The following is a 21,885-nucleotide window of genomic DNA, read 5'->3' on the forward strand; positions in this document are numbered from 1 at the left end:
TAGACCTGGCGCCCTTTCATGCGGCCTGGGGCCGCCACGCGATGACGCCGTCCGTCCGCGCCCGCACCTCGGGTGAGGCCAGGCAGGTGGCGACGGCCTCGTAGCCGGGAGTGCCGGGGTACCGGGCGACGTACGTTGGCGGGCTGTGATTGGCGGGGCAGAGGATGATCGCTTCGTCGGTGCCGACAGCCGCCAGGTCCAGTATCGCGCAGGAGCGCGTGAGCAGAAAAAGCGGTCGACCGCCGGGGCCGCGGCGACGCAAATGGGCAATCAGGGCTTCTTGCGAGGCTTGATCCAGCCCGTGTTCGATCATGTCGACGACCAGGATGGCCGGACCTTCGGCTTCCAATCCGACGAGTAGAGCGATCATTTCGTCGGACACCACGGCGCCGTCCTCGACGAGCCAGGCCAGCGTCTGATCGACCTGCGACCTGAGAGCTGGGTCGGCGTCCACGCGAGCCAGAGCCGCCGCACAGCCATTCGCCAGTCGGTCCAGGCCAAGGAAGGCGGCGTCAGGCAATGTCTCGGCCAGGCGCTGAGCCAGCCGGGTCTTGCCACTGCCCAGCGGGCCGATGATGTAGTTCAGCGGTCGGATCTGTCCCAGTTCGAACCGCTCGCCTCCCCAAGGCCAGGGAAGGTCGAAAGCGACGCTGAGCGTAGCCTCTGGCGCCAGCAGGCGCGCCAGTTCCCCGGCGCCTGGCGCTTCGCCTCGAGCGAGGTCGTCCCGCAGGCTACCGATCTTCTCTATTACGCCGACAAGCTGGCGCAGCCGGCTCTCGAGTACCGCCTGGTGTGCGGCCAAGGCCGGCTCCATGCCCCGGGAGTCACCCTCCAACACCCGCGCCACTTGGGCCAGGCTGAAGCCAAGCGCGCGCAGGGCCGCGATCTCGGCGCCCCGGCTCATCTCGACAGGACCGTAGGCCCGCCATCCGGCCGCGGTGCGGATCGGAGCGATCAGGCCACGCTGCTCATAGAGCCGCAGGGCCTTGGCCGACACACCGAGCCGGCCGGCGGCTTCGGAAGCATTCAGGAACTGGGCGGAAGAGTTCATGAATCACCTCGTTGCTGTTGACCGCGTTTCTATCGGGGCTGACCCTGGGGCCGAGTCAACAGGGATGTTCGCGGTCCGCAGGAGCCGTGCGAACGGGATGGTCACTTCGTGTCGAACTGACACATCGGCTTTGATGAGATGAATCGACTTGCAATGAACATTCCCGAAGGCGGCTGCAGGATACGGCAACCCTGCTGACAGTACGGTGTCAGGACAAAGCAGCATAGTCTGGTGACATGACTGGATTCCTAACCATGCCTGACTCCGCTGCCGAGCGCACCCTTGGCATCATCCTGGTTTCGGCGTCGGCGGCGGTGTTCGGCCTGACCGGCGTATTGACCAAGTCGATCCATGCCGATCCGCTCACCATCACCTGCTGGCGCGGCTTCGTCGGCTCGATCCTGATCAGCCTCTACGTGCTTTTGCGCCGCCGCCAATCCGGTGGGCGTGAAAGCCTGCGCCTCGGCTGGCGCGGCTGGCTGTTGGCGATTGAGGGCGCGCTCGCCAGCATCGCCTTCATCTCGGCGTTCAAATTCACCTTCGTCGCCAATGTTGCGATCATCTACGCCACTGCGCCCTTCGTCACCGCGCTGCTTGCCTTCATTCTCGTTCGTGAGCGCTTCCGGCTGCAGACGCTTGCCGCCGCCGCCGTGTCGCTCAGCGGCGTGGCGATCATGGTCTGGTCCGGCTTCGGCACCGGCCATCTGTTCGGCGACGGGCTGGCGCTGCTGATGACAATCGGCAGCGCGCTCTACATGATCATGGTGCGGGCTTTCCGCGACACGCCGGTGGTGTGGGCCGGGGCGGTGTCGGCATTCCTTTTGTTCGTGCTCGGTTGGTTCGTCACCGATCCATTGGCCGTCTCGGCCAGGGACGCATTGTTGCTCGTCGCCTTCGGCACGTTGTTCGCGCTGGCCTCTATTCTGTGGACGGAGGGCGCGCGGCTCATTCCGGCTGCCGAATCCGGCCTGCTGGGCTCGGCTGAAGTACCGTTCGCGATCCTGTTCGCCTTCCTGTTCCTGGCCGAGGTCCCGCCAGCCGCCAGCATGATCGGCGGCGCCATCGTGCTCTGCGCGGTGTTCGCCCATGCCGGGCGCGACTGGCAAGCGGCCAGGCAGCGCTCTGCCTGAGAAAAATCTGCCGCCGAATAAATTTGCGGGTGCAAATAAATTAGCAAGGTCATGGAACCATCAACAGGTTCAGGCATTGTTAGGTTTGACGGGTCATCCAAGTCCCCCCAAACCCCTCGGCCCGTCTAACCTATAGCCGATCGCAAGGTCGGCTTTTTCTTTGCGAAATCAGCTTGGTGCGCCTGCCAAGGCAAGGTTGCCGCTGAACAGCGCAGCCAGATCCTGGGCCGGGGGCTCGGCATCCTGGCGCAGCCGGATGGCGAACTCGGCGGTGGGAACCGGCGGCAGGCCAAGGTCGCGCGGTGCCTCGACGATGCCGGAATGGGCAAACCGCGCCGTCCGCAGCGTCAGAGCGATCCCGGCATTCACCGCCGTGCGCAGCCCGGCCAGGCTGGCACTGCCGGCGGCGATGCGGTAGCGGCGGCCTGCCCTGTCGAGTGCCGCGATCGCCGCTTCGCGAAAGCCGCAATGCGGATCGAGCAGCGCCAGCGGCAGTTCGTCCTGGTGTGTGGCCAAGCCTCTTTGCGAACAGAGCCACATCATCGGCTCGCGGAGCACACCGATTTCGTCCGGCGCCGGAGCCTGTCGCATGGCGACCATCAGATCGAGGATGCCAGTTTGCAGCGCCTCGGCCAATTCGGCGGAGCGGCCGACGCGCAGTTCGATCCTGACGCGCGGATAGCTCGCGGCAAAGGCCCTGAGCAAATCCGGGAGGCCGCTGTCGGCGAAATCTTGTGTCGTGCCGATGGCCACGCGCCCATCGGCTCGCACGCCCTTGAGGGCCAGCCACGCCTCCCGATGCACAGCAAGGATGCGCCGTGCGTGGCCGACCAGATCTTCGCCCGCCGGCGTCAGGACGCGCCCTCTTCCCTGCGGCACCAGAAGTGGTTCGCCGACAATATCCTCAAGCCGCTGCATCTGCGTGGTCACCGCCGACGCCGAGCGCCCGACAAATGACGCCGCCTGCGCCAGCGAGCCGCTGTCGACGAAGGCGAGAAAGGTTTTGAGGAGGTCGGGGTCGAGCATAATTCGACAATATCAAAGTTTTCCCTGAAAACAATTCGATATTCATAACGCAAGAGCGACGGCAAAGATCTCCGACGGCGAAGAGACGCCGTGTGACCCGAGGAGAGAAATTATGCCGATCATCAATGTCAGTGTCACAGGCAAGCCCGATGCCGCTTTGTCCGCCGCCATCGCCAGGCAGGTGACCGAACTGACCGCCACCCATTTGCGCAAGGATGCGACGATCACGGCGGTGGCCATTTCCTACCATGACCCCGAGCACTGGTTCGCCGGCGGCAAGTCGCTGGCCGAGCACGGCGCCAAGACCTTCTGGCTCGACATCAAGGTGGTCGACGGCACCAACACCAAGCTCGAACTGGAAGCCTATCTCAAGGCGATCTTCGCCGCCTTTGGCCGCTTGCTAGGTGAGATGCACGAAGAAAGCTACGCCTTCGTGCACGAAGTGCCGGCCGCCGCCTATGGCTATGGCGGCAAGACGCAGGAATTCCGCTTCATCAGCGGGAGGCTGAAAGCGGCGTGAAGGACGCCCCCTTGGGTTCCCTTGCGGGGAGAGATAGGGCGCAGGCATTCGTCTCACGGCTGAAACGGGCAACACCCGCAACGGCGCGTTGATCATGACGCGCAGCACTCGTCGCCGAGACGGCAAAAGCACGACGCACGAATCTCGACGTCGGCCCGCGACATCGCCAGATCGAGGCGAGGCTGAATGGCGTCGGCCTCTTCGTGCTGGCCAAGCCGATGCAGGGCTTCGACATAGCCGTGCAGGCCCCAGACGTTGTCGGGGTGCCTCGAGATCCGCCTGTAGCCACGATCCATTCCCAGATCCGCCTCATAGACCTGCGCCGCTCTCGGGCGTGCCCCTGCTCGAGGAGTAAGACCCCAAGGGCGTGCCGTGTCGGCTGCATCCAGCCCCAAGGCTCGTCATAGGGAAGGCCGTCGTCCCGCGCCACTGCGGCGCGGAGATGCGCGAAGGCCGCTTCGTGATCGTCCTTCCGATACGCGATCTCGCCTCGAAGCATCTCCGCGGCGACCGCCAGAATGTCAACGTAGCGGTAATTGAAGAACATGCGTGCTTCCGGAACGCGGGCGAACGCCTCCTCGAAGCGGCGCTGCTCCGCTTCGGCCACCGCTGTTCGTCCGAGCGCGGCATGGGCAATGCCCTTAGCATAGTGCCAGACCGTCGTGGTCGCCCGGTAGAGATCTGGATCCTCGGGAAGCGGTTCGTCCAGAATCTCCTGCCATTTGCCGAACCCCACCAGCACGTGCGCTTTCATGGGCAAATAGCCTTCCAGCCAGTCGGCCATCGGCGGCGTTGCCTGTCGCAGCAGCGCTTCCGGGACGGTGTCAAGCATTTCGTTGGCTGCGTCCAGGGCGGGACGGAACTGGCCGAGGAACATCGCCGCATAGAGCTTGAAATGATAGTCGTGACATCGCGAGAGGTATAGAAGTTGAAGGGACCCTCCCGCTCCAGATACTTGCGGTCGGCTTCGATTGCCCGCTCGTTGGCGACTAGCGCTGAGTGATAGTCACCGCAGAGAATATCGATGTGCGAGGGCATGTGCCGCAAATGGCCGGCGTCCGGCACGAGATCGCGAAGGGTATCGGCCGGGCGCAGTGCCCGTTCGGGATGCGGCGACATCTCCATGGCGTGAATGTAGTGATGGATGAGGCCGGGGTGCGCAACCTCGCGCTTATCCAATAGGCGCAGGCTCTGTTCCAGCACCGCCACGACTTCGACTGTATCGGCGCCCTCAGCGGGTTCGCCGCTCTCGAGGTCCCACAACTGCCAGGGCGTGCGGTCCATCAATGCCTCAGCGAAGAGCGCGGCGACGTCGGCATCGTCCGGAAACGCTGCGTAGACTTTCCGCATTGCCCCCGCATAGGCGTCGCTCCAGGTGCGCAGGTCTTCGTTATCCGCCACGTGATCCGACTGGTAGCGACGCTCCAACCCCCCGGATCAGCGCCTTCTCCACCGGCCCCGCACCATCGGCGAGCGCCAGCGCTTCCTCCGTCGCGCGACGCGCCTCGACCAGCGTCTGCTTAAGGTCCTCCTCGTTGAAGTCGGCCCACGGCTTGTTGTAATAGGGGCCGAGGGCATAGGCGACGCCCCAATGGGCCATGGCGCAGCCGGGATCACATTCGGCCGCTTTGCGGAAACACTTGACCGCCTCTTCGTGGTTGAATCCATAACGCCAGATGAGGCCGCGATCGAACCAGACCTGAGCCTCGGACGAGCTTGTCGTCACCGGCCGGCTGTATCGACCGAGGTTATAATACTCGTGCATCGCACCCCCCAACAGACAAATAGCGGCAGGGTAGGCCCCACTCCCGGCGATAGCCTGCGGTTGTAGCGTTAGGCGAGGAACGCTTCCTCCCTGCAGAGGTTCCGGTCGACCGAACAGGGCCTTCTCTGAAGACAAGATCTGCACCCATCTGACTGTCTCACGGAGCATCCAACATAGTCTACGAACCGGACACCCATTCGCAAATGTAGGCGTGGTGCCGAATGCGGTGGGCTGTTCGAGCAGCATCTGCATTTGCGCCGAATACGGCAAGACGCCGAAACTGACGAAGGACGCCCATCGAGGAGTATCGGGCACGGCGGGCGGCGAGAAGAAAGAACCTCCGCATTGACGTTGAGCCCACTTCGTCTAGGTTCTCATCGAAGCGGTCACGAAGAGCCGCGAGGTCAAAATCTGTTGGGAGAGACGCGGCATGATCCTGACACTGGCGCTGCTTGCAGGTCTCGTCGCGGCCTGGCTGCTGATCGGCGTGGTGGAAAAATTCCGCCTCGGCCTGCGCTTCACGCAGGCGCTGCTCTATGTGCCGTTCAAGCTCGCCTACCGGATTGCCGATGACCGTATCAAGATCGCCCGCAGAACAGCCGCCCCGGTCATCTACGTCATTTCGCACCAGTCGCGCCTCGAACCGGCGCTGATGCTGTCACTGCTGCCGGAAGACACGCTGCACATCCTCGACGAGGTCTCGGCGCGATCGCCCTGGCTCGAACCATGGCGCGAGCTTGGCCGCACCATCGCTTTCAACGCCGAGCATGTCTTCGTCAGCCGCCGGCTGGTGCGGGTGCTGAAGGGCAAGGGCCGCCTTGCCGTCTATCTGCCGGATGCGGTCGAGCCTGATATCAAGACATTTCGCCTGTTTCGCGCCGTCACCCGCATCGCCATGCAGGCCGATGCCCGCATCGTGCCGATCTTCGTCGCCGGCGCGCGCACTCTGCCGGTATCGCTGACTGCGGCGGACAAGGCGCCCCGGCGCTGGTTTCCGCTCCTGTCGATCAGCGTGCTGGAGCCGATGACCATCGCCGAGCTGGTGGCGCGAAACCCTGATCAGTCCTCGAACACCAATACGCTGTTCGACCGTTTCGCCGAAGCCCGGCTTTTCGGCAGCGATCTTGACCGCGGCCTGTTCCTCGCCATACGCGACGCCGCCGACCGAGTCGGCGCCTCGCATCCTATCGTCGAAGACGTGGTCAGCGGCACGCTGGATTACAGAAAGCTGTTCATCGGCGCGCGGGTGCTGGGCCGCCGCTTCGAGGCGGTGACGGCGCCGAATGAAGCGGTTGGAGTGCTGCTGCCCAACGCCAACGGTGTCGTGCTGTCACTCGTTGGCCTGTTGTCGGCGAGCCGGGTGGCGGCGATGATCAACTACACCGCAGGCCCGGCCAGCGTCACCGCCGCCGTGCGCACGGCGGAGATCCGCACCGTGGTCTCGTCGCGCGCCTTTGTCGACAAGGCCAGCCTCGCTGACATCGTCGCGGCGGTAGAGGAAGGCGGCGCCAGGCTGTTGTGGCTGGAGGATGTGCGGGCCAGCGTAACCGTACTGGACAAGCTCGCCGCCGCCTTGCTGTGGCGCTGGCCGCTGCAGCCGCAGAATGCGGCCAAACCAGCGGTGATCCTGTTCACCTCAGGCTCGGAAGGCACGCCGAAGGCGGTGGTCCTGTCGCACAGAAATCTTCTCGCCAACGCCATGCAGGCTGAGGCCCGCATCACCATCTCGCCGGCCGACATCCTGCTCAACGTGCTGCCGGTGTTCCACTCGTTCGGGCTCACCGGCGGCACCATCCTGCCGCTGGTCACCGGCGTGAAACTGTTCCTCTACCCCTCGCCGCTGCACTACAAGCTGATCCCCGAGATCGCCCGCAAGGCAAGGCCGACGGTCATGTTCGGCACCGACACGTTCCTCGCCAACTATGCGCGCACCGCCAAGGACGGCGATTTCTCCAGCCTGCGCTTCATCGTCGCCGGCGCCGAGGCGGTGAAACCGGAGACGCGCCGCGTCTACCGGGAGCGCTTCCAGGCCGAGATCATCGAGGGTTTCGGGCTGACCGAGGCAGCGCCCGTCGTTGCCGTCAACACCGCCATCCACGGCCGCGACGGCACGGTCGGGCGACTGTTGCCGGGCATGCGCATGAAGCTCGAGCCGGTCGAGGGCATCAGCGGCGCCGGACGGTTATTGCTCAAGGGGCCGAATTTGATGATGGGCTACATGACCTCAGATCGGCCCGGGGAATTGCAGCCGCTCGACGGCTGGCACGATACCGGCGACATTGTTTCTGTCGACCGCGAGGGCTTCATTACCATTCGCGGCCGGGCCAAGCGCTTCGCCAAGATCGCCGGCGAGATGGTGTCGCTGGGCGCGGTCGAGATGCTGGTGCAGTCGCTGTGGCCGGAAGAGCACCACGCTGTGGTGGCGGTGCCGGACAAGCGCCGCGGCGAGCGTATCGTGCTGGTCACCACCGCCGATGACGCCGACCCCGATGAATTGCGCAAATTCGGCAGACAAGCCGGCGCCGCCGATCTGATGGTGCCGAACGACATCGTCAAGGTCGAGGAAATCCCGGTGCTGGGCTCTGGCAAGACCGACTACGTCTCGACCCGCAAACTGGCAATTGACCGACTGGGGCTCAGCGCGGCGGCCTAGCGCCTAAAGCGCGTCGCGTCTGGAGGGATTTATGCGACGCGCTTTAAGTTCTTGCTTGAATGCATCTCGTTGTCCCAAAACCGCTGCGCACCTTCGGGTCAGGCCCGAGGGCATGCTTTTGGGCGACATGCATTAGAGGACCACCACCGACAACAGCAGGATGAACCCGACCGCCATCATCAGCAGGCCCGGCCAGTTCTGCGACAGGCCGAGGAAACCGAGGCCGCGCCGCCGCGGCTCAAGTGTCGGGCCTGGCGTTGCAAGATTTGGCGTCGAGCGATCCGGCGCCGCGCGAGCAGGCGCCGGATCGCTGAGCCGCCCACGCCAAAGGGCTGCGCCGGCCATATACACAATGCCAGCGACAATGAGCAACGCGCCAATGAGGACGACAGCCATTTCTCTCACTCTTCTTTAAGCTCCTGCGCCTGGGACAGCAGCTTCAAGGGCTGATAGCGAGGCGTTCGCGACGTCGCTCGCCTCGCCCGCTGAGACAGAACGGTCAAGACGCCGGCAGGTTCCCGCTAGAGCGGGATGCGTCCGACTTGAACTAGTTGAACTATCAGCGAATTGGCGACAGATCTGTCAGCCGAAGTCCGAAGGCGGCACCTTCTCGCCTTCGCGCTTGGCGCGCCTGGAATAGGCGCGGATGCTGAGCGGCAGGAAGAGCAGATAGCCGGCAACCGACGCCGTCAGCGTGTACCAGGGATAGGTCATCAACAGCAGGATGTAGAGGACGACACCGAGGATGATCGGCAGCACCTTGTCGCCCGGGACTTTCAGGCTTTTTCCGGAATAGACCGGCAGCCGGCTGACCAGCAGGAAGGCTATCAGAACGGTGAAACCGGCGGCGATGAAGGCGGCAGGGCGGGACGGCTCCACACCAAGCCGCAGGAAGTACAGGTAAAGCGGCAGCATCACCAGCACGGCGCCCGCCGGCGCCGGCACGCCGACGAAATACTCGGTCTGCCACTGCGGGCGATCAGTTTCTTCGTCGAGCACGTTGTAGCGAGCGAGTCTCAGCCCGCAGGCGATGGTGAACAGCAGCGCGGCAATCCAGCCCGGCGAGCCGGCCTGGTCGAGCAGGAAGGCATAGAGCACCAGCGCGGGTGCTACGCCGAAATTGACGATGTCGGCCAGCGAATCCATCTGCGCGCCGAATTTGGACGTCGCCTTCAGCATGCGTGCCAGACGGCCGTCGATGCCGTCGAGGAAGGCGGCCAGCAGCACCATCACCACTGCCGGCTCGAAACGGCCTTCGAAGCCGAAGCGGATGCCCGAGAGGCCGGCGCAGATGGCGAGCACTGTGACAAGATTGGGCAGCACCATGCGCATCGGAATTTCACGGATGCGCGGGCCGCCGCTGCCATGCGCCTCGAATTTTTTGAACGGCGCGCCCACGGCTCAGGACACCCGCACGAGCGGCGTTGCGGCAACGCCGCCGAATTCGGCCAGTATGGTTTCACCGCCGACTGCAGTCTGGCCGACGGCGACACGCGGCGTTGCGGTCGACGGCAGGAACACATCGATGCGCGAGCCGAAGCGGATCAGCCCGAAGCGCTCGCCGATGCCGATCGTGCCGCCGGTCTCGGCCCAGCAGACGATGCGCCGCGCCACCAGGCCGGCGATCTGCACCGCGGCCACCGTGCCGTTCGGGCTGTCGATGACCAGGCCATTGCGCTCGTTGTCGGCACTCGCCTTGTCAAGTGCGGCGTTGAGGAACTGGCCGGGCCGATGCTCTATCCTTGTGATGCGGCCGCGCACCGGAGCCCGGTTCACGTGGCAGGAGAAGACGTCCATGAACACCGAGATGCGGGTCATCTCGCCGCCCCCGAGGCCAAGTTCGCGCGGTGGCACTGCCGGACCGACCGCCGTGATGATGCCGTCGGCCGGGCTCACCACCAGCCGGTCGTCGACCGGCGTGACGCGCTCGGGATCGCGGAAGAAATAGACGCACCAAGCCGTCAGGATGAGGCAGACCCAGAACAGGATCGAAGAGAAATAGCCGAGGAAAAGCGTCACCGCTGCGAAGGCGGCGATAAACGGATAGCCTTCGCGATGGATCGGAACCAACGTTTTCTTGATCGTGTCGACGAGGTCCATGGAATGGAAACAGCCTAGTTTCAGGTCCGGCCTCAATAGCGGAAACACCCTGTGGCCGCAACGCGACAATGAGGGAACGCCGGATCCGGCGTTCTCGTCCGCATTAGCCGATCGCGGGCGTTGGAAGGGGTCCAATGAGCCTGTCCAAAAAAGCATGACTGGTGTCGGGGCGAACCGGCCTCATGCGTCCTTGGAGATACGGGCCTTGTCAAAGCGCCCGCCGAACGAAAGCTGGAGGCAACAAATGCTGTCACGGAAATCAGCAGCAAAGGAAGCGCGGGTCGTGATGAACGGTCTGGCGTTCGGCGAATCGCCGCGCTGGCATGATGGCAGGCTTTGGATCTGCAACTGGGGAACCGGCCAGATCATCGCCGTCGATGCCGACGGCAACAGTGAGGTCATGCTCACCGTGCCGGCCACCCTGCCCTATTCGGTCGACTGGCTGCCGGACGGTCGCCTGGTCGTCGTCTGCGGGCGTGAGGGCTTGGTGCTGCGGCAGGAAGCAGACGGGACGCTGGTCACCCACGCCGATCTGCGACACCTCTCAGGGAACGCCTGGAACGAGATCGTCGTCGACGGGCGCGGCAACATCTACGTCAATGGCGGTGGGCCAGCGCCGGTTCCCGGCCAGCATTTCGGCCCCGGCACCATCGTGCTGATTGCACCGGACGGGTCGGTGCGGCAGGTGGCGGACAAGATCGCCTTCGCCAATGGGATGGCGGTGTCGCCTGACAACAAGACGTTGATCGTCGCCGAGTCCCACGCCAACAGGCTGACCGCCTTCGACATCGCCGCCGATGGCGGCCTTGCCAACCGGCGGCGATGGGCCGACCTCGGCAACGGCTTTCCCGACGGCATCTGCCTCGATGCCGAAGGCGCCATCTGGTATGCCGACGTCCCCAACCGGCACTGCGTGCGGGTGCGCGAGGGCGGGGCGATGCTCGACAGTGTCGATGCCGATCGCGGCTGCTTTGCCTGCATGCTCGGCGGCGCCGACGGCAAGACGCTGTTCATCGTCGCCGCCGAATGGCGCGGCTTCGAGCACATGATCAGCGATGCGCGCACCGGCCAGGTGCTCAGCATCGAAGCTTCCGCGCCGGGCGCTGGCTGGCCGTAGGGGCTAGGACACCTCGGAGGGGCGGCGGCGGACGACAACGCCGAACTCGTCGCGCTCGCGAGCAATGCGCAACCGCTCCTCGGCCTCGGTTGCCTCACGCTGGCGATCCCACATCGACGCGTACAGGCCGGCCTTGCGCATCAAGGCGGCATGCGTGCCGCGCTCGGCGATCTGGCCGTCCTGCAGCACGATGATCTCGTCGGCCGAAATCACCGTCGACAGCCGGTGGGCGATGACGATGGTGGTGCGACCCTTGCTGACGAGGTCGAGTGCCGCCTGGATCTCCTGTTCGGTATGGCTGTCGAGAGCCGAGGTCGCCTCGTCGAGCATCAGGATCGGCGGCGCCTTCAAAATGGTGCGGGCGATTGCCACGCGCTGCTTCTCACCGCCGGACAATTTCAGTCCGCGCTCTCCGACCATCGAACGGTAGCCGTCGGGCAGCCGCTCGATGAACGGTCCGATCTGGGCGAGTTCTGCCGCCTTGCGCACATCCTCCTCGCTGGCATCGACGCGGCCGTAGCGGATGTTGTAGGCGATGGTGTCGTTGAACAGCACGGTGTCCTGCGGCACCATGCCGATCGCCGCGCGCAAGCTCTGCTGAGTCACGTCGCGAATATCCTGGCCGTCGATCAGAATCTTGCCGCCCTGGATGTCGTAAAAGCGGAACAGCAGCCGCGAAATGGTCGACTTGCCGGCGCCCGATGGCCCGACAATGGCAACCGTCTTGCCGGCCGGCACTTCGAAGCTGATGCCTTTCAGGATCTTGCGGTTGGGATCGTAGGAAAACTGCACGTCGCGGAACTCGACCTTGCTGGAGCCGACGACCAGCGGCTTGGCCCCCGGCATGTCGACGATCTCCTGCGGCACATCCAGCAGACCGAACATCTGCTCGATGTCGGTCAGGCCCTGGCGGATTTCGCGATAGATGAAGCCGATGAAGTTGAGTGGCACCGAAAGCTGGATCAGCATGGCGTTGATGAACACGAAGTCGCCAACCGTCTGCGTGCCGGCCTGCACCTCCAGCGCCGAAAGGCACATGACGATAACCGTTCCGAGACCGAAGATGACGCCCTGGCCGAAGTTCAGCCAGCCGAGCGAGGTCCATATCCTGGTGGCAGCGGTCTCGTAGCGCGCCATCGAACGGTCGAAGCGCTCGGCTTCCATGCCCTCGTTGTTGAAATATTTGACCGTCTCGAAATTGAGCAGCGAGTCGATCGCCTTGGTGCTGGCATCGGTGTCGCTGTCGTTCATGTCGCGGCGAATGACGATGCGCCAGTCGCTCGCCCTGATGGTGAACCAGATATAGAGCCAGACCGTCACCGCCACCACAGCCACGTACTTCCAGCCATAGGTGACCGCGAAGATGCCGGCTGTTAGCGCGAATTCGAGGATGGTCGGCAAGGTGTTGAGCACGGTGAAGCGGACGATCGTCTCGATGCCCTTGGTGCCGCGCTCGATGATGCGCGACAGGCCGCCGGTGCGGCGCTCGAGATGGAAGCGCAGCGACAATCGATGCATGTGGATGAAAGTGCGGAAGGCGAGTTGGCGCACCGCGTATTGTCCGACGCGGGCAAACAGCGCGTCGCGCAGCTGGTTGAAACCGAGTTGCACCAGCCGCACGACATTGTAGGCGATGACCAGCATGACTGGCGCCAGCATGAAGGCCGGCAGCGGCGGCGCCGACTTGGCGTCACCAGCCAGCGCATCGGTCGCCCATTTGAAGAAGTAGGGACCGGCAACCAGCGTCAGCTTGGCGACGACCAGAAGCACGGTCGCCCACACCACCCTCGCCCGCAAATCGGCACGGTCGGCCGGCCACATATAGGGCCAAAGATTGCGCAATGTCTTGAAGGTCGAGCCAGAATCGGCGGAGACGGTTTTTTCGGCCATTTTATCGCCTTTTCGTATTTCTTATTGTTTGACCACGATCTTTTCCGAAAACCGGCTTCCACTTTTCGCTGAGACGGTCCTTCGGTTCGGGATGATGGTCTAGCGGCCGGAGCAGCACGAATTGACCAGAGCGGCCAGCGATGCGGAAACATCTTCGAGCGCATCGCTGTCGACTTCATAGCGCGAGCGTTGCCGATCCGGCTGGTAGCGGACGAGCCCGGCTTCGACCAGTATCTTCAGGTGCTGCGAAACGGTGGACTGCGCCAGGTCGAGATGGTCGACGACCTCGCTGCAGCAGCAGGAGCGGCTGGCCGAAAGGTGCCGGAGAATTTCGATCCGGGCCGGATGCGAAAGCGCGGCGAGCTTCGCGGCGACGGCCTGGCTGTCGGCGAAGCCGCAGGTCTTCTCGGTCAAGGGAGCGTTCATCGTCTATCGGCGATAGACGATGAATGAACTTTCCGCAAGAGCCCGCTAGAGAAGAAAAGGATTTCTAGTTGGCCTTTGTCGGGGCCGTCGTCATCTGGTCGCCCATCGCCTTGAGGTTGGCGGCTTCGCCTTCCTGCGATTTTCCGGGGACCTTGAACACCTGCCCCGGCCAGATGCGGTCGGGATTCCTGATCTGATCCTGATTGGCGAGGTAGATGGTCGAGTAGCGAACGCCTTGGCCGTAGACGCGCCGCGAAATCCGCCACAGCGTATCGCGGCGGCGGATGATAACGGCGCTGTCGGCGTGTTCGAGCTTCGGCGCCGCGGTCTCGGGCACTCCGGTCGGGGGCGTCGCAGCCGCCACATCGGCTGGCGCCTCGGTCGCGGGCGCCGCAGGCGTGGTTGCCGGCGCGGCCGGCCTTGCCTCGGCAGGCGCCACGGCCGCGATCGACTCGCCCGGCTCGCGCTCGAACGGCACGGCGGCACGGGCCACCACCTTGACCCCGTCGGCATCGAGCGCATCGACGTGGATCGTATAGGTGCCGACCGGAATGTTGCGCGTCGCCTCGACCAGGAAATGACCGTCGGGCGAAGTCTTCGCGTCGCCGAGCAAGATATCGTTGGCATAGGCGCGCACCTTGCGGCCGGGGTCGGCGAGCCCGGCGACGAAGATCTTGTTGCCGTCGATCTCGATCGCTTCGACGACGACCTTTGGCCCTGCAGCTAGTGTCGCCGGTGCGGCCGGCCCGCCCGGAGCGGGCGCGGGGGCGGCGTCGACGGTGGCCGGCGCCGTGGCAGCCGGTGCGGCTGGTGCTGCGGCAGCGGGGTCCCCGGCAGCGGAGTCCTCGGAAGCCGGGGCGGCCGCCTTGTCGCCGGCAGACGGCGATTCAGGCTTTGTCTCGGGTGAAGGAACGGTGAGCAATTCGGAGGCCTTGCCCGGCTCCTCGATCATCGCCAGCACCTGGCCAGCAGGACTCTTGGGAATCGAGACGATAGCCGTCTGCGCCGAGGGGGTCACGACATTGCCGGTCATCGAGCGCAGCGCGATCGTGTAATCGCCGGGTTTCAGCGCATCGTCGAGAACGATGGCAAAAGCGCCATCGGCACCGGCGACCGTCGAGCCGAGAACCGTCGAACCGTTGAGAATCTCGACCTTGGCGTTGGGTGCGGCTTTGCCGGCGACGACAATAGAGCCCTTGATCTCGACCCGAACGATGTCGAAAGTCGGCGCAATCGCATCGGCCGCCGCCGGCGCTGCCGGTGCCATCGCAACAGCGGCAGGCGCCGGCGGCGGCGGTGCATCGGTCACTGGTTCGGCCGGCGTCTCCACCGGCGGCGTCAGCGATGCCACTTCCGCCGGCGGCGTGCGAGTGAGATACGGATCGAGCGCGCCCGACACATAGGCGGTTCCCGCCGCGGCGACGGAGCCGCCGACGACGAACAAAAACGCCTTCAAAGGATTAATTGCCATATTTCCCTGCCCTTAGCCACCTAATGCGGTCTAGCCTGTTTTGCCCAAGGCGACAAGAACAAGGGGGACCGACAAGAAAAAGGGCCGACACGAATAAACCGGGCCGACAAGAAAAAACCCGCCCGGGCTTGACCGCGAATAAAGACCCAATCACCAATCATCTCATGAACACGATTCGATCCATCTGCGTCTATTGCGGCTCGTCTCCGGGCCGCGATGTAACCTATGCCAAGGCCGGACACCTGCTTGGGCGTTCGATCGCCAAGTCCGGCCTGCGTCTGATCTATGGCGGCGGCACCAGGGGCATCATGGGAGCCGTCGCCGAGGGCGCAATGCGGGCCGGCGGTAAGGTGACGGGGATCATTCCGCGCTTCCTGATCAACAGGGAGGCCACCGAAACCGCGCTTGACCGACTTGACGAGCTCGTCATCACCGAAAACATGCACGAGCGCAAACATACGATGTTCGAGAAATCCGACGCGTTTGTGGCGCTTCCGGGCGGCATCGGCACGGTCGAGGAAATCATCGAGATCATGACCTGGGGCCAGCTCGGCCATCATCGCAAGCCGATCGTCTTCGGCAACGTTGGAGGATTCTGGGACCCGATGCTGGCGCTGCTCGACCATATGATGGCCGAAGGCTTCATCCACACCGCGCAGCGGGTCAGGCCGCTGGTGGTCGACGATCCGGAAGCGATCGTCGCTGCCATCATGGTCGCGGGATCGTCGGTCGACGCACCGACCGAAGGCGTGCAGTCGGTGATCGACAAGCTTTAGGGGTATATAGGGGAGTATGTAGTGCATGCCGCGCTCATGAGGCGCTGCCCTACTGCCCTACTGCCCTACTGCCCTACTGCCCTACTGCCCTACTGCCCTACTGCCCTACTGCCCTACTGACCCGCCAGATGACATTGCCGACATCGTCGGCGACGAGCAGTGCGCCCCTCTGATCGATAGCAACGCCGACCGGACGGCCCATCGCCCTGCCGTCACGCCCGACGAAGCCAGCGAGCACATCTTTCGGGGGACCGCTCGGTTTACCACCGCGGAACGGCACGAAGATCACCTTGTAACCGCTGAGCACACTTCTGTTCCACGAGCCGTGCTGACCAACGAACGCGCCGTTGCCGTAGGCTGGGCCGAGCGACGCCCCTTTGGAGAAGGTCAGTCCCAGCGAGGCGGTATGGGAACCCAGCGCGTAGTCGGGCTTGACCGCCCTAGCCACGAGACCGGGGCGCTGCGGCTTGACGCGTTCGTCGACGTTCTGTCCGAAATAGCTGTAGGGCCAGCCGTAAAAAGCGCCGTCACGAACCGAGGTCATATAGTCCGGCACAAGATCATCGCCGATCTCGTCACGCTCGTTCACGGCGACCCAAAGCTTGCCGGTTTCAGGGTTCCAGGAGAGCCCGTTCGGGTTGCGCAGCCCTGACGCGAAGACCCGGGTACGGCGGGTCGACCGGTCCACTTCAAGGACGGCGGCGCGGTTCTTCTCCGCGGCCATGCCGTTTTCTCCAACGTTACTGTTGGAGCCGACGGTGACATAGAGCTTGCGTCCATCCGGACTTGCGATCACATCCTTGGTCCAATGATGGTTGAGATCTCCGGCCGGTAAGTCGACGATCGTTTCCGGCGGCGTTGTGGCTCGGGTCTGGCCATTGGAGTAGGGGAAAGCGACAAGCGCGTCGGTGTTCGCTACATAGAGAATGCCTTTGGACAGCGTCATACCAAAGGGAGAATTGAGGCCTTCTGCGAACGTCCTGCGCACATCCGCAATGCCGTCGCCATTGGTGTCGCGCAGGAGCGTGATGCGGTTGGCGCTTTTGGTCGCGGCCCCGGCGCGCTTCATAGCCAGGTCCATAAAGACCTTTCTAAGGCTGAAGCCTTCGTCATGCTTGGCAGGGGCATTGGTTTCGGCAACCAGCACGTCCCCGTTCGGAAGCACGTGCAGCCAGCGCGGATGGTCGAGGCCGGTGGCGTAGGGGTTCACCGTCAGCCCGTTCGCCGGGGTCGGCATATCACCTTTCTGCCAGCCCTTCGCCTCGGCGATGTTGACGGTCGGGATCAGCGTCGGTCTTGGTTTCGGTAAGGTTGGGTTGGGGCCATAGCCGGTTATTGCCCCCGTTTTCTGCGCCGAAAAGCCAGCGCAGCCCGCAATGACGGCTCCCAATACCGCTATGAGTAGGCTTCGTGGGAAGCCGGCATGCATCGGACGTCCTCCGCATGGATTGCGTCGTGCCCTTTACGCAAACGCGAGTCAACGACGTATTATTCCAAACTGGCTCCAAACAACGGCGTTGGTACGCCGCCTCGGATGACCGTCAAAACAGTCACACGAAAACGGTTCGCCCGTGCTAATAATCACAGTCTAGGTCGCCACCACGCGGCGAGACTGGCGACGCGATCATGAACATCCCTCTCAATCCAGACGGCAGCGATCTGTCGCCTTACCTGCCGGACGAGCACGGGCTGTTCTTCGTCTATCACTTCACCGCCGAAGGCACGAGAACCAAAGACGCGACCACCACACACTGGACATGGCGCAGCTACCAGGTTTCCGACATGCGCGCCCGCCACGAGATCGCCACCGAGCCGGCTTTGCCGCCGCCGGTGCGCGATGCCTTCCTGTCGGCCGGCCATGGCTGCCATATCGACCTCGAGGGCGACTGGCTCTACGGCGATTTGCCGGACCTGCGCCACGACTATTCGGCGGAGGCGCGCGGGCTTGGCCATTTCCGCTTCGCCTTCAACGACACGATGCTGATCGGCGGCCGCAAGCAACCGCTGCAATCGGTCGACAAGATCCGCAAGGCGATCGACAACGGATCGCGAAAGTTCCGCTCTCCGGCCGAACTGATCGAGGCTGTCATGGGCCAGTCGCTCGACGGCATGACGACGGAACTCGCTGGCCTTGGCGACACGCTCGATGGCATCGAGGACCGCATCGTCTGCGATGCATGGCACAATGAGCGGCAGGCGCTGGTCGATGCGCGGCGGCAACTGGTGGTGATCCATCGGCAGATGGCGACGCTGACCAGCCTGTTCCGCCATCTCGACCATTCGCATCGCAATGATCTGCCGGACGCGATCAACGACATGGCGGCACGGCTTTCGCATCGCGCCCATACCTTGCATCATGACGGCGAGCAATTGCAGGCCCGCGCCCGGCTCTTGCAGGACGAGCTGATGGCCAAGCTGACGACGCAGTCGAACCAGTTGCTTTACATGCTGTCGGTGATGACCGCGGTGCTGTTGCCAATGACGATCATCTCAGGCCTGTTCGGCATGAATGTCGGCGGGCTGCCGCTGGTCGATACGCCGGTGGGCTTTTGGGTGGCGTCGGCGATATCGCTCGCCGTTGCGGTGGTCGTCTATCTGTTCGTCAGGCGGCTGGGGCGCGGGATGTAGCGGCACCGTTACAAGGTCGCGCGAAAATCCTCGATGACAGTGCCGGCAGCGCGCACCTCCGCTTCGTGGTTCGGCTCGCGCCACACCTCCGCAAGGGCTGCCGCGTACCATTCGCGCATCGCCGGCAGAGCCAGCAATCGCGCCGGATAGGTGGCAGCTGCGCCCTCGAAGGACAGTCCGTAGGATTGAGCCCTAAACGCCACCGGGGCAAAGAAGGCGTCAGCGGCAGTGAAGCGATCGCCAGCCAGGAACGGTCCGCCGAAGCGGCGAAGCCCATCGTCCCAGAGATCGCCGAGACGAAAGAGGTCGTGCTTCAGCGCATCCGACATCGGCACCGGCGCGACGCGGACACCGCAGTTCATCGGACAGGAGCCGCGCAAGGCGGTGAAGCTCGAATGCATTTCGGCCGCTGCCGACCGCGCCCAGGCTCGCGCCTTCGCGTCGGCCGGCCAGACGCCAGCGTGGCGCTCGGCCAGATATTCGGTGATGGCGAGCGAATCCCAAACTGCCCAGCCGTCGTCAATCAGGCACGGTACGAGGCCGCTGGGCGAGAACGGCCGGTAGAGGCTCCAGCTCGATCCGGTCGGAAACGGTGTCCGCCGCTCCTCAAAGGGGACGCCCAATGTCCGCATCAGCACCCATGGCCGCAGCGACCACGAGGAATAATTCTTGTTTGCTATGTGCAGCACGTACATCGAAAATCCTCGCTCTAACGCATTGCCGGCCGGATCTCGCGGCCGCGGAACATCGACCAGGAATAGATCGCCAGCGCCGCCCAGATCAGGCCGAAGGCGATGGCCTGGGTGCTGCCGAAGGGTTCGCCGAAAATCAGCACGGCGATCAGGAACACAATGGTCGGCGCGATATACTGCATGATGCCGATGGTGGAGAGACGCAGCAGCTTGGCCCCGAAGCCAAACAGCAGCAGCGGTATGGCGGTGACCGGGCCGCAGCCGATCAGCAGTGCGGTATCGTTCAGGGAACTGGAGACGAAATGGTCCTGCCCGGTGACGATGAGGAAGATGATGTAGCCGAGCGCCGGCACCGACAGCAAAAGCACTTCAAGCAAGAAACCCTGGCTGGGACCGATCGGCAGCGTCTTGCGGAAGAAGGCGTAGGCGGCGAAGGAAAACGCCAGCACCAGCGACACCCAGGGCAGCTTGCCGGCGTCGATCGTCAGCACCGCGACCGCGATGGCCGCCAGCACCACCGCCGCGATTTGCAGCCGGTCGAGCCGTTCGCTGAGCAGCAGCGCGCCGACGACGACGCTGACAAGCGGGTTGATGTAGTAGCCAAGCGCGGTCTCGATGGTACGGTCGACCGCGATGGCCCAGACATAGATGCCCCAGTTGACCGAAATCAGCGCCGCCGTCAGCGCCGCCATGGAAATGATGCGCGGCGAACGCAACGCCGCTTTGAAATCCGCCGTGCGGCCCGCCCAGATCAAAACGGCCGCCGCGATCGGCACCGACCAGACGATGCGGTGCGCGATGACTTCGGCCAGCGGCAGATGTGCGACCGCCTTCATATAGAAGGGCAGCAACCCCCACAGGAGATAGGCGCCCAGCGCCAGCAGGAATCCACGCCGGGCCTTCGAGTCTGCTTCGAGCTGAATTGCGTCCGTGGCCATGGCCCAACGCTATGCGCCAGCCGCCGGGCCAAGACCATCGCAAAGTTCTGATGGATCAATGGACTTTCGCTGATGGTTCAATCCTACTCCGCCGCGACCAGCCCGGCCATTTCGCGCTTCTTCATCAGCTTGTAGACGATCGAATCCATCAGCGCCTGGAACGAAGCGTCGATAATGTTTTCGGAGACGCCGACCGTCCACCAGCGGGCGCCGGTCGCATCGTGCGATTCGATCAGCACACGCGTGATCGCCTCGGTGCCGCCATTGAGGATACGCACCTTGAAGTCGGCAAGCTCGAGGTCAGCGATCTCGTTCTGGAATTTTCCAAGATCCTTGCGCAGCGCGATGTCGAGTGCGTTGACCGGACCGTGCCCTTCCGCCACCGACATCTTCTCCTCGCCATCGACCAGCACCTTGACGATCGCCTCTGAGACCGTCTTCAGCTGGCCATTGGCGTCGAAGCGGCGCTCGACCATGCAGCGGAACGAGGTGACGCTGAAGAATTCCGGCAGGCCGTGCAGCATCTTGCGCGCCAGCAGCTCGAAGCTGGCATCGGCGCCTTCATAGGCATAGCCCTCGGCCTCGCGCTCCTTGACCACTGATATCAGCGCGTCCAGCCGGTGATCGTCTTTCGGCATTTCGATGCCGCGCCGTTTCAACTCGGCGAGGAAATTGGCCTTGCCGCCCTGGTCCGAGACCATGACCCGGCGGCGGTTGCCGACCGCTTCCGGCGGCACATGCTCGTAAGTGGCCGGCTCCTTGGCCAGCGCCGAGGCATGGATGCCGGCCTTGGTGGCGAAGGCGGAAGCGCCGACATAGGGCGCCTGCGCTTCCGGCGCGCGGTTCAGCAATTCGTCGAGGGCGCGGGACAGGCGCGATATGCCGGCCAATGCTTCGGCCGAGATGCCTGTCTCGAAGCGGTTGGAAAAGGCCGGCTTCAGCGCCAGCGTCGGCACGATCGAGATCAGATTGGCGTTGCCGCAGCGCTCGCCGATGCCGTTCAGCGTGCCCTGGATCTGGCGCACGCCGGCCTCGACGGCGGCCAGCGAATTTGCCACCGCCTGGCCGGTGTCGTCATGGGCATGGATGCCGAGATGGTCCCCCGGTATGCCTGCCTCGATGATCTTCTCGACGATGGCGCGCACTTCCGACGGCTGCGTGCCGCCATTGGTGTCGCACAGCACCACCCAGCGCGCGCCGGCGTCGTAAGCGGTCCTGGCGCAAGCCAGCGCATAATCGGGATTGGCCTTGAAGCCGTCGAAGAAATGCTCGCAGTCGACCAGTGCTTCCTTCCCGGCAGCAACCGCCGCCTCGACCGACGCCTTGATCGCCTCGAGGTTTTCTTCGTTGGTGCAGCCCAGCGCGACGCGGACATGGTAGTCCCAGCTCTTGGCGACAAAGCAGATGGCGTCCGACTTCGACTGGACCAGTGCCGCAAGGCCTGGATCGTTCGAGGTCGACACCCCTGCCCGCTTGGTCATGCCGAAGGCGACGAATTTGGCGGTGGCCGTGCGGTGCTTGGCAAAGAAGGCCGTGTCGGTCGGATTTGCGCCGGGATAGCCGCCTTCGATATAATCGACGCCGAACCCGTCGAGCAGCCCGGCGATGGCGATCTTGTCCTCGACCGAAAAGTCGATGCCCGGCGTCTGCTGGCCATCGCGCAGTGTGGTGTCGAAGAGATAGAGGCGCTCGCGGCCCATGA

The 21,885-nt window shown here is 64.1% G+C and carries 21 protein-coding genes; 6 read left to right on the forward strand and 15 right to left on the reverse strand.

From position 1 onward, the window contains the following. Positions 1–16 precede the first annotated feature (16 nt). Positions 17–1,051, reverse strand: a complete 1,035-nt coding sequence (locus tag AC0L2C_RS10325; RefSeq protein ID WP_287301983.1) for a MerR family transcriptional regulator — start codon at positions 1,049–1,051, stop codon at positions 17–19. A gap of 254 nt (positions 1,052–1,305) precedes the next feature. Between AC0L2C_RS10325 and AC0L2C_RS10330 the strand changes: the two genes are divergently transcribed. Next, positions 1,306–2,181, forward strand: a complete 876-nt coding sequence (locus AC0L2C_RS10330; RefSeq protein ID WP_473523298.1) for a DMT family transporter — start codon at positions 1,306–1,308, stop codon at positions 2,179–2,181. A gap of 168 nt (positions 2,182–2,349) precedes the next feature. On the opposite strand, the gene AC0L2C_RS10335 is transcribed toward AC0L2C_RS10330, so the two are convergent. Then, on the reverse strand, positions 2,350–3,207 hold the full coding sequence (locus tag AC0L2C_RS10335; RefSeq protein WP_473523299.1) for a LysR substrate-binding domain-containing protein: 858 nt from the start codon (positions 3,205–3,207) through the stop codon (positions 2,350–2,352). A 112-nt stretch (positions 3,208–3,319) separates the two neighbouring features. Between AC0L2C_RS10335 and AC0L2C_RS10340 the strand changes: the two genes are divergently transcribed. Further along, on the forward strand, positions 3,320–3,727 hold the full coding sequence (locus tag AC0L2C_RS10340) for a tautomerase family protein (protein ID WP_287120904.1): 408 nt from the start codon (positions 3,320–3,322) through the stop codon (positions 3,725–3,727). On the opposite strand, the gene AC0L2C_RS10345 is transcribed toward AC0L2C_RS10340, so the two are convergent. From AC0L2C_RS10345 to AC0L2C_RS10355, 3 genes are read right to left on the reverse strand one after another with little or no spacing between them, the layout of a single operon-like run. Then, positions 3,702–4,511 (reverse strand): hypothetical protein, encoded by an 810-nt coding sequence (locus AC0L2C_RS10345; protein WP_473523300.1) that lies wholly within the window; start codon positions 4,509–4,511, stop codon positions 3,702–3,704. The genes AC0L2C_RS10340 and AC0L2C_RS10345 overlap by 26 nt on opposite strands. Continuing rightward, complete coding sequence (locus tag AC0L2C_RS10350) at positions 4,478–5,155, reverse strand: hypothetical protein (protein WP_473523301.1); 678 nt, start codon at positions 5,153–5,155, stop codon at positions 4,478–4,480. The genes AC0L2C_RS10345 and AC0L2C_RS10350 overlap by 34 nt, the downstream gene beginning before the upstream one ends. Beyond that, positions 5,118–5,492, reverse strand: coding sequence for a tetratricopeptide repeat protein (locus AC0L2C_RS10355; protein WP_473523302.1), 375 nt, complete (start codon positions 5,490–5,492; stop codon positions 5,118–5,120). The genes AC0L2C_RS10350 and AC0L2C_RS10355 overlap by 38 nt, the downstream gene beginning before the upstream one ends. Before the next feature lie 430 nt (positions 5,493–5,922). On the opposite strand from AC0L2C_RS10355, the gene AC0L2C_RS10360 reads away from it, so the two are divergent. Next, positions 5,923–8,145, forward strand: a complete 2,223-nt coding sequence (locus tag AC0L2C_RS10360; RefSeq protein WP_473523303.1) for an AMP-binding protein — start codon at positions 5,923–5,925, stop codon at positions 8,143–8,145. Positions 8,146–8,277: 132 nt separating this feature from the next. Here AC0L2C_RS10360 and AC0L2C_RS10365 read toward each other — a convergent pair whose 3' ends face one another. The 3 genes from AC0L2C_RS10365 to AC0L2C_RS10375 form a co-directional block, all read right to left on the reverse strand. Then, positions 8,278–8,541, reverse strand: a complete 264-nt coding sequence (locus AC0L2C_RS10365; protein WP_091590516.1) for a hypothetical protein — start codon at positions 8,539–8,541, stop codon at positions 8,278–8,280. A 186-nt stretch (positions 8,542–8,727) separates the two neighbouring features. Beyond that, positions 8,728–9,543 carry a CDP-alcohol phosphatidyltransferase family protein gene (locus AC0L2C_RS10370; RefSeq protein WP_023800727.1) on the reverse strand — a complete coding sequence of 272 codons (816 nt, stop codon included), beginning with the start codon at positions 9,541–9,543 and terminating at the stop codon, positions 8,728–8,730. Between the two features lie 3 nt (positions 9,544–9,546). Then, entirely contained in the window at positions 9,547–10,245 is a 699-nt protein-coding gene (locus AC0L2C_RS10375) for a phosphatidylserine decarboxylase (RefSeq protein ID WP_473523304.1), read from the reverse strand. Positions 10,246–10,489: 244 nt separating this feature from the next. Here AC0L2C_RS10375 and AC0L2C_RS10380 point away from each other — a divergent pair, with 244 nt between their 5' ends. Next, positions 10,490–11,362: an SMP-30/gluconolactonase/LRE family protein gene (locus AC0L2C_RS10380; RefSeq protein ID WP_287216724.1), complete on the forward strand. Its 873-nt coding sequence runs from the start codon at positions 10,490–10,492 to the stop codon at positions 11,360–11,362. Positions 11,363–11,365: 3 nt separating this feature from the next. On the opposite strand, the gene AC0L2C_RS10385 is transcribed toward AC0L2C_RS10380, so the two are convergent. From AC0L2C_RS10385 to AC0L2C_RS10395, 3 genes are all read right to left on the reverse strand, one after another. After that, positions 11,366–13,252, reverse strand: coding sequence for an ABCB family ABC transporter ATP-binding protein/permease (locus AC0L2C_RS10385; protein WP_473523305.1), 1,887 nt, complete (start codon positions 13,250–13,252; stop codon positions 11,366–11,368). 99 nt (positions 13,253–13,351) lie between these two features. Next, a complete protein-coding gene (locus AC0L2C_RS10390; RefSeq protein WP_473523306.1) occupies positions 13,352–13,678 on the reverse strand; it encodes an ArsR/SmtB family transcription factor in 327 nt (108 codons plus the stop codon). Positions 13,679–13,742: 64 nt separating this feature from the next. After that, positions 13,743–15,149 (reverse strand): Ig-like domain-containing protein, encoded by a 1,407-nt coding sequence (locus AC0L2C_RS10395; RefSeq protein WP_473523307.1) that lies wholly within the window; start codon positions 15,147–15,149, stop codon positions 13,743–13,745. A 164-nt stretch (positions 15,150–15,313) separates the two neighbouring features. Here AC0L2C_RS10395 and AC0L2C_RS10400 point away from each other — a divergent pair, with 164 nt between their 5' ends. Beyond that, the gene (locus AC0L2C_RS10400) at positions 15,314–15,925 is read left to right on the forward strand and encodes an LOG family protein (RefSeq protein WP_027152697.1); all 612 of its coding nucleotides are present in this window, start codon (positions 15,314–15,316) and stop codon (positions 15,923–15,925) included. 97 nt (positions 15,926–16,022) lie between these two features. Here AC0L2C_RS10400 and AC0L2C_RS10405 read toward each other — a convergent pair whose 3' ends face one another. Then, positions 16,023–17,354, reverse strand: coding sequence for a PQQ-dependent sugar dehydrogenase (locus AC0L2C_RS10405; protein WP_473523308.1), 1,332 nt, complete (start codon positions 17,352–17,354; stop codon positions 16,023–16,025). Positions 17,355–17,551: 197 nt separating this feature from the next. Here AC0L2C_RS10405 and AC0L2C_RS10410 point away from each other — a divergent pair, with 197 nt between their 5' ends. Then, on the forward strand, positions 17,552–18,553 hold the full coding sequence (locus AC0L2C_RS10410) for a transporter (protein ID WP_473509983.1): 1,002 nt from the start codon (positions 17,552–17,554) through the stop codon (positions 18,551–18,553). An 8-nt stretch (positions 18,554–18,561) separates the two neighbouring features. On the opposite strand, the gene AC0L2C_RS10415 is transcribed toward AC0L2C_RS10410, so the two are convergent. The 3 genes from AC0L2C_RS10415 to cimA all read right to left on the reverse strand — a co-directional run bounded on the left by AC0L2C_RS10415 (position 18,562) and on the right by cimA (position 21,883). Then, entirely contained in the window at positions 18,562–19,248 is a 687-nt protein-coding gene (locus AC0L2C_RS10415) for a glutathione S-transferase family protein (protein WP_473523309.1), read from the reverse strand. 14 nt (positions 19,249–19,262) lie between these two features. Next, positions 19,263–20,183: an EamA family transporter RarD gene (rarD, locus tag AC0L2C_RS10420; RefSeq protein WP_128170805.1), complete on the reverse strand. Its 921-nt coding sequence runs from the start codon at positions 20,181–20,183 to the stop codon at positions 19,263–19,265. 83 nt (positions 20,184–20,266) lie between these two features. Further along, positions 20,267–21,883 (reverse strand): citramalate synthase, encoded by a 1,617-nt coding sequence (gene cimA, locus AC0L2C_RS10425; RefSeq protein WP_473523310.1) that lies wholly within the window; start codon positions 21,881–21,883, stop codon positions 20,267–20,269. Positions 21,884–21,885 lie beyond the last annotated feature (2 nt).

The organism is Mesorhizobium sp. WSM4845 (assembly GCF_055811455.1).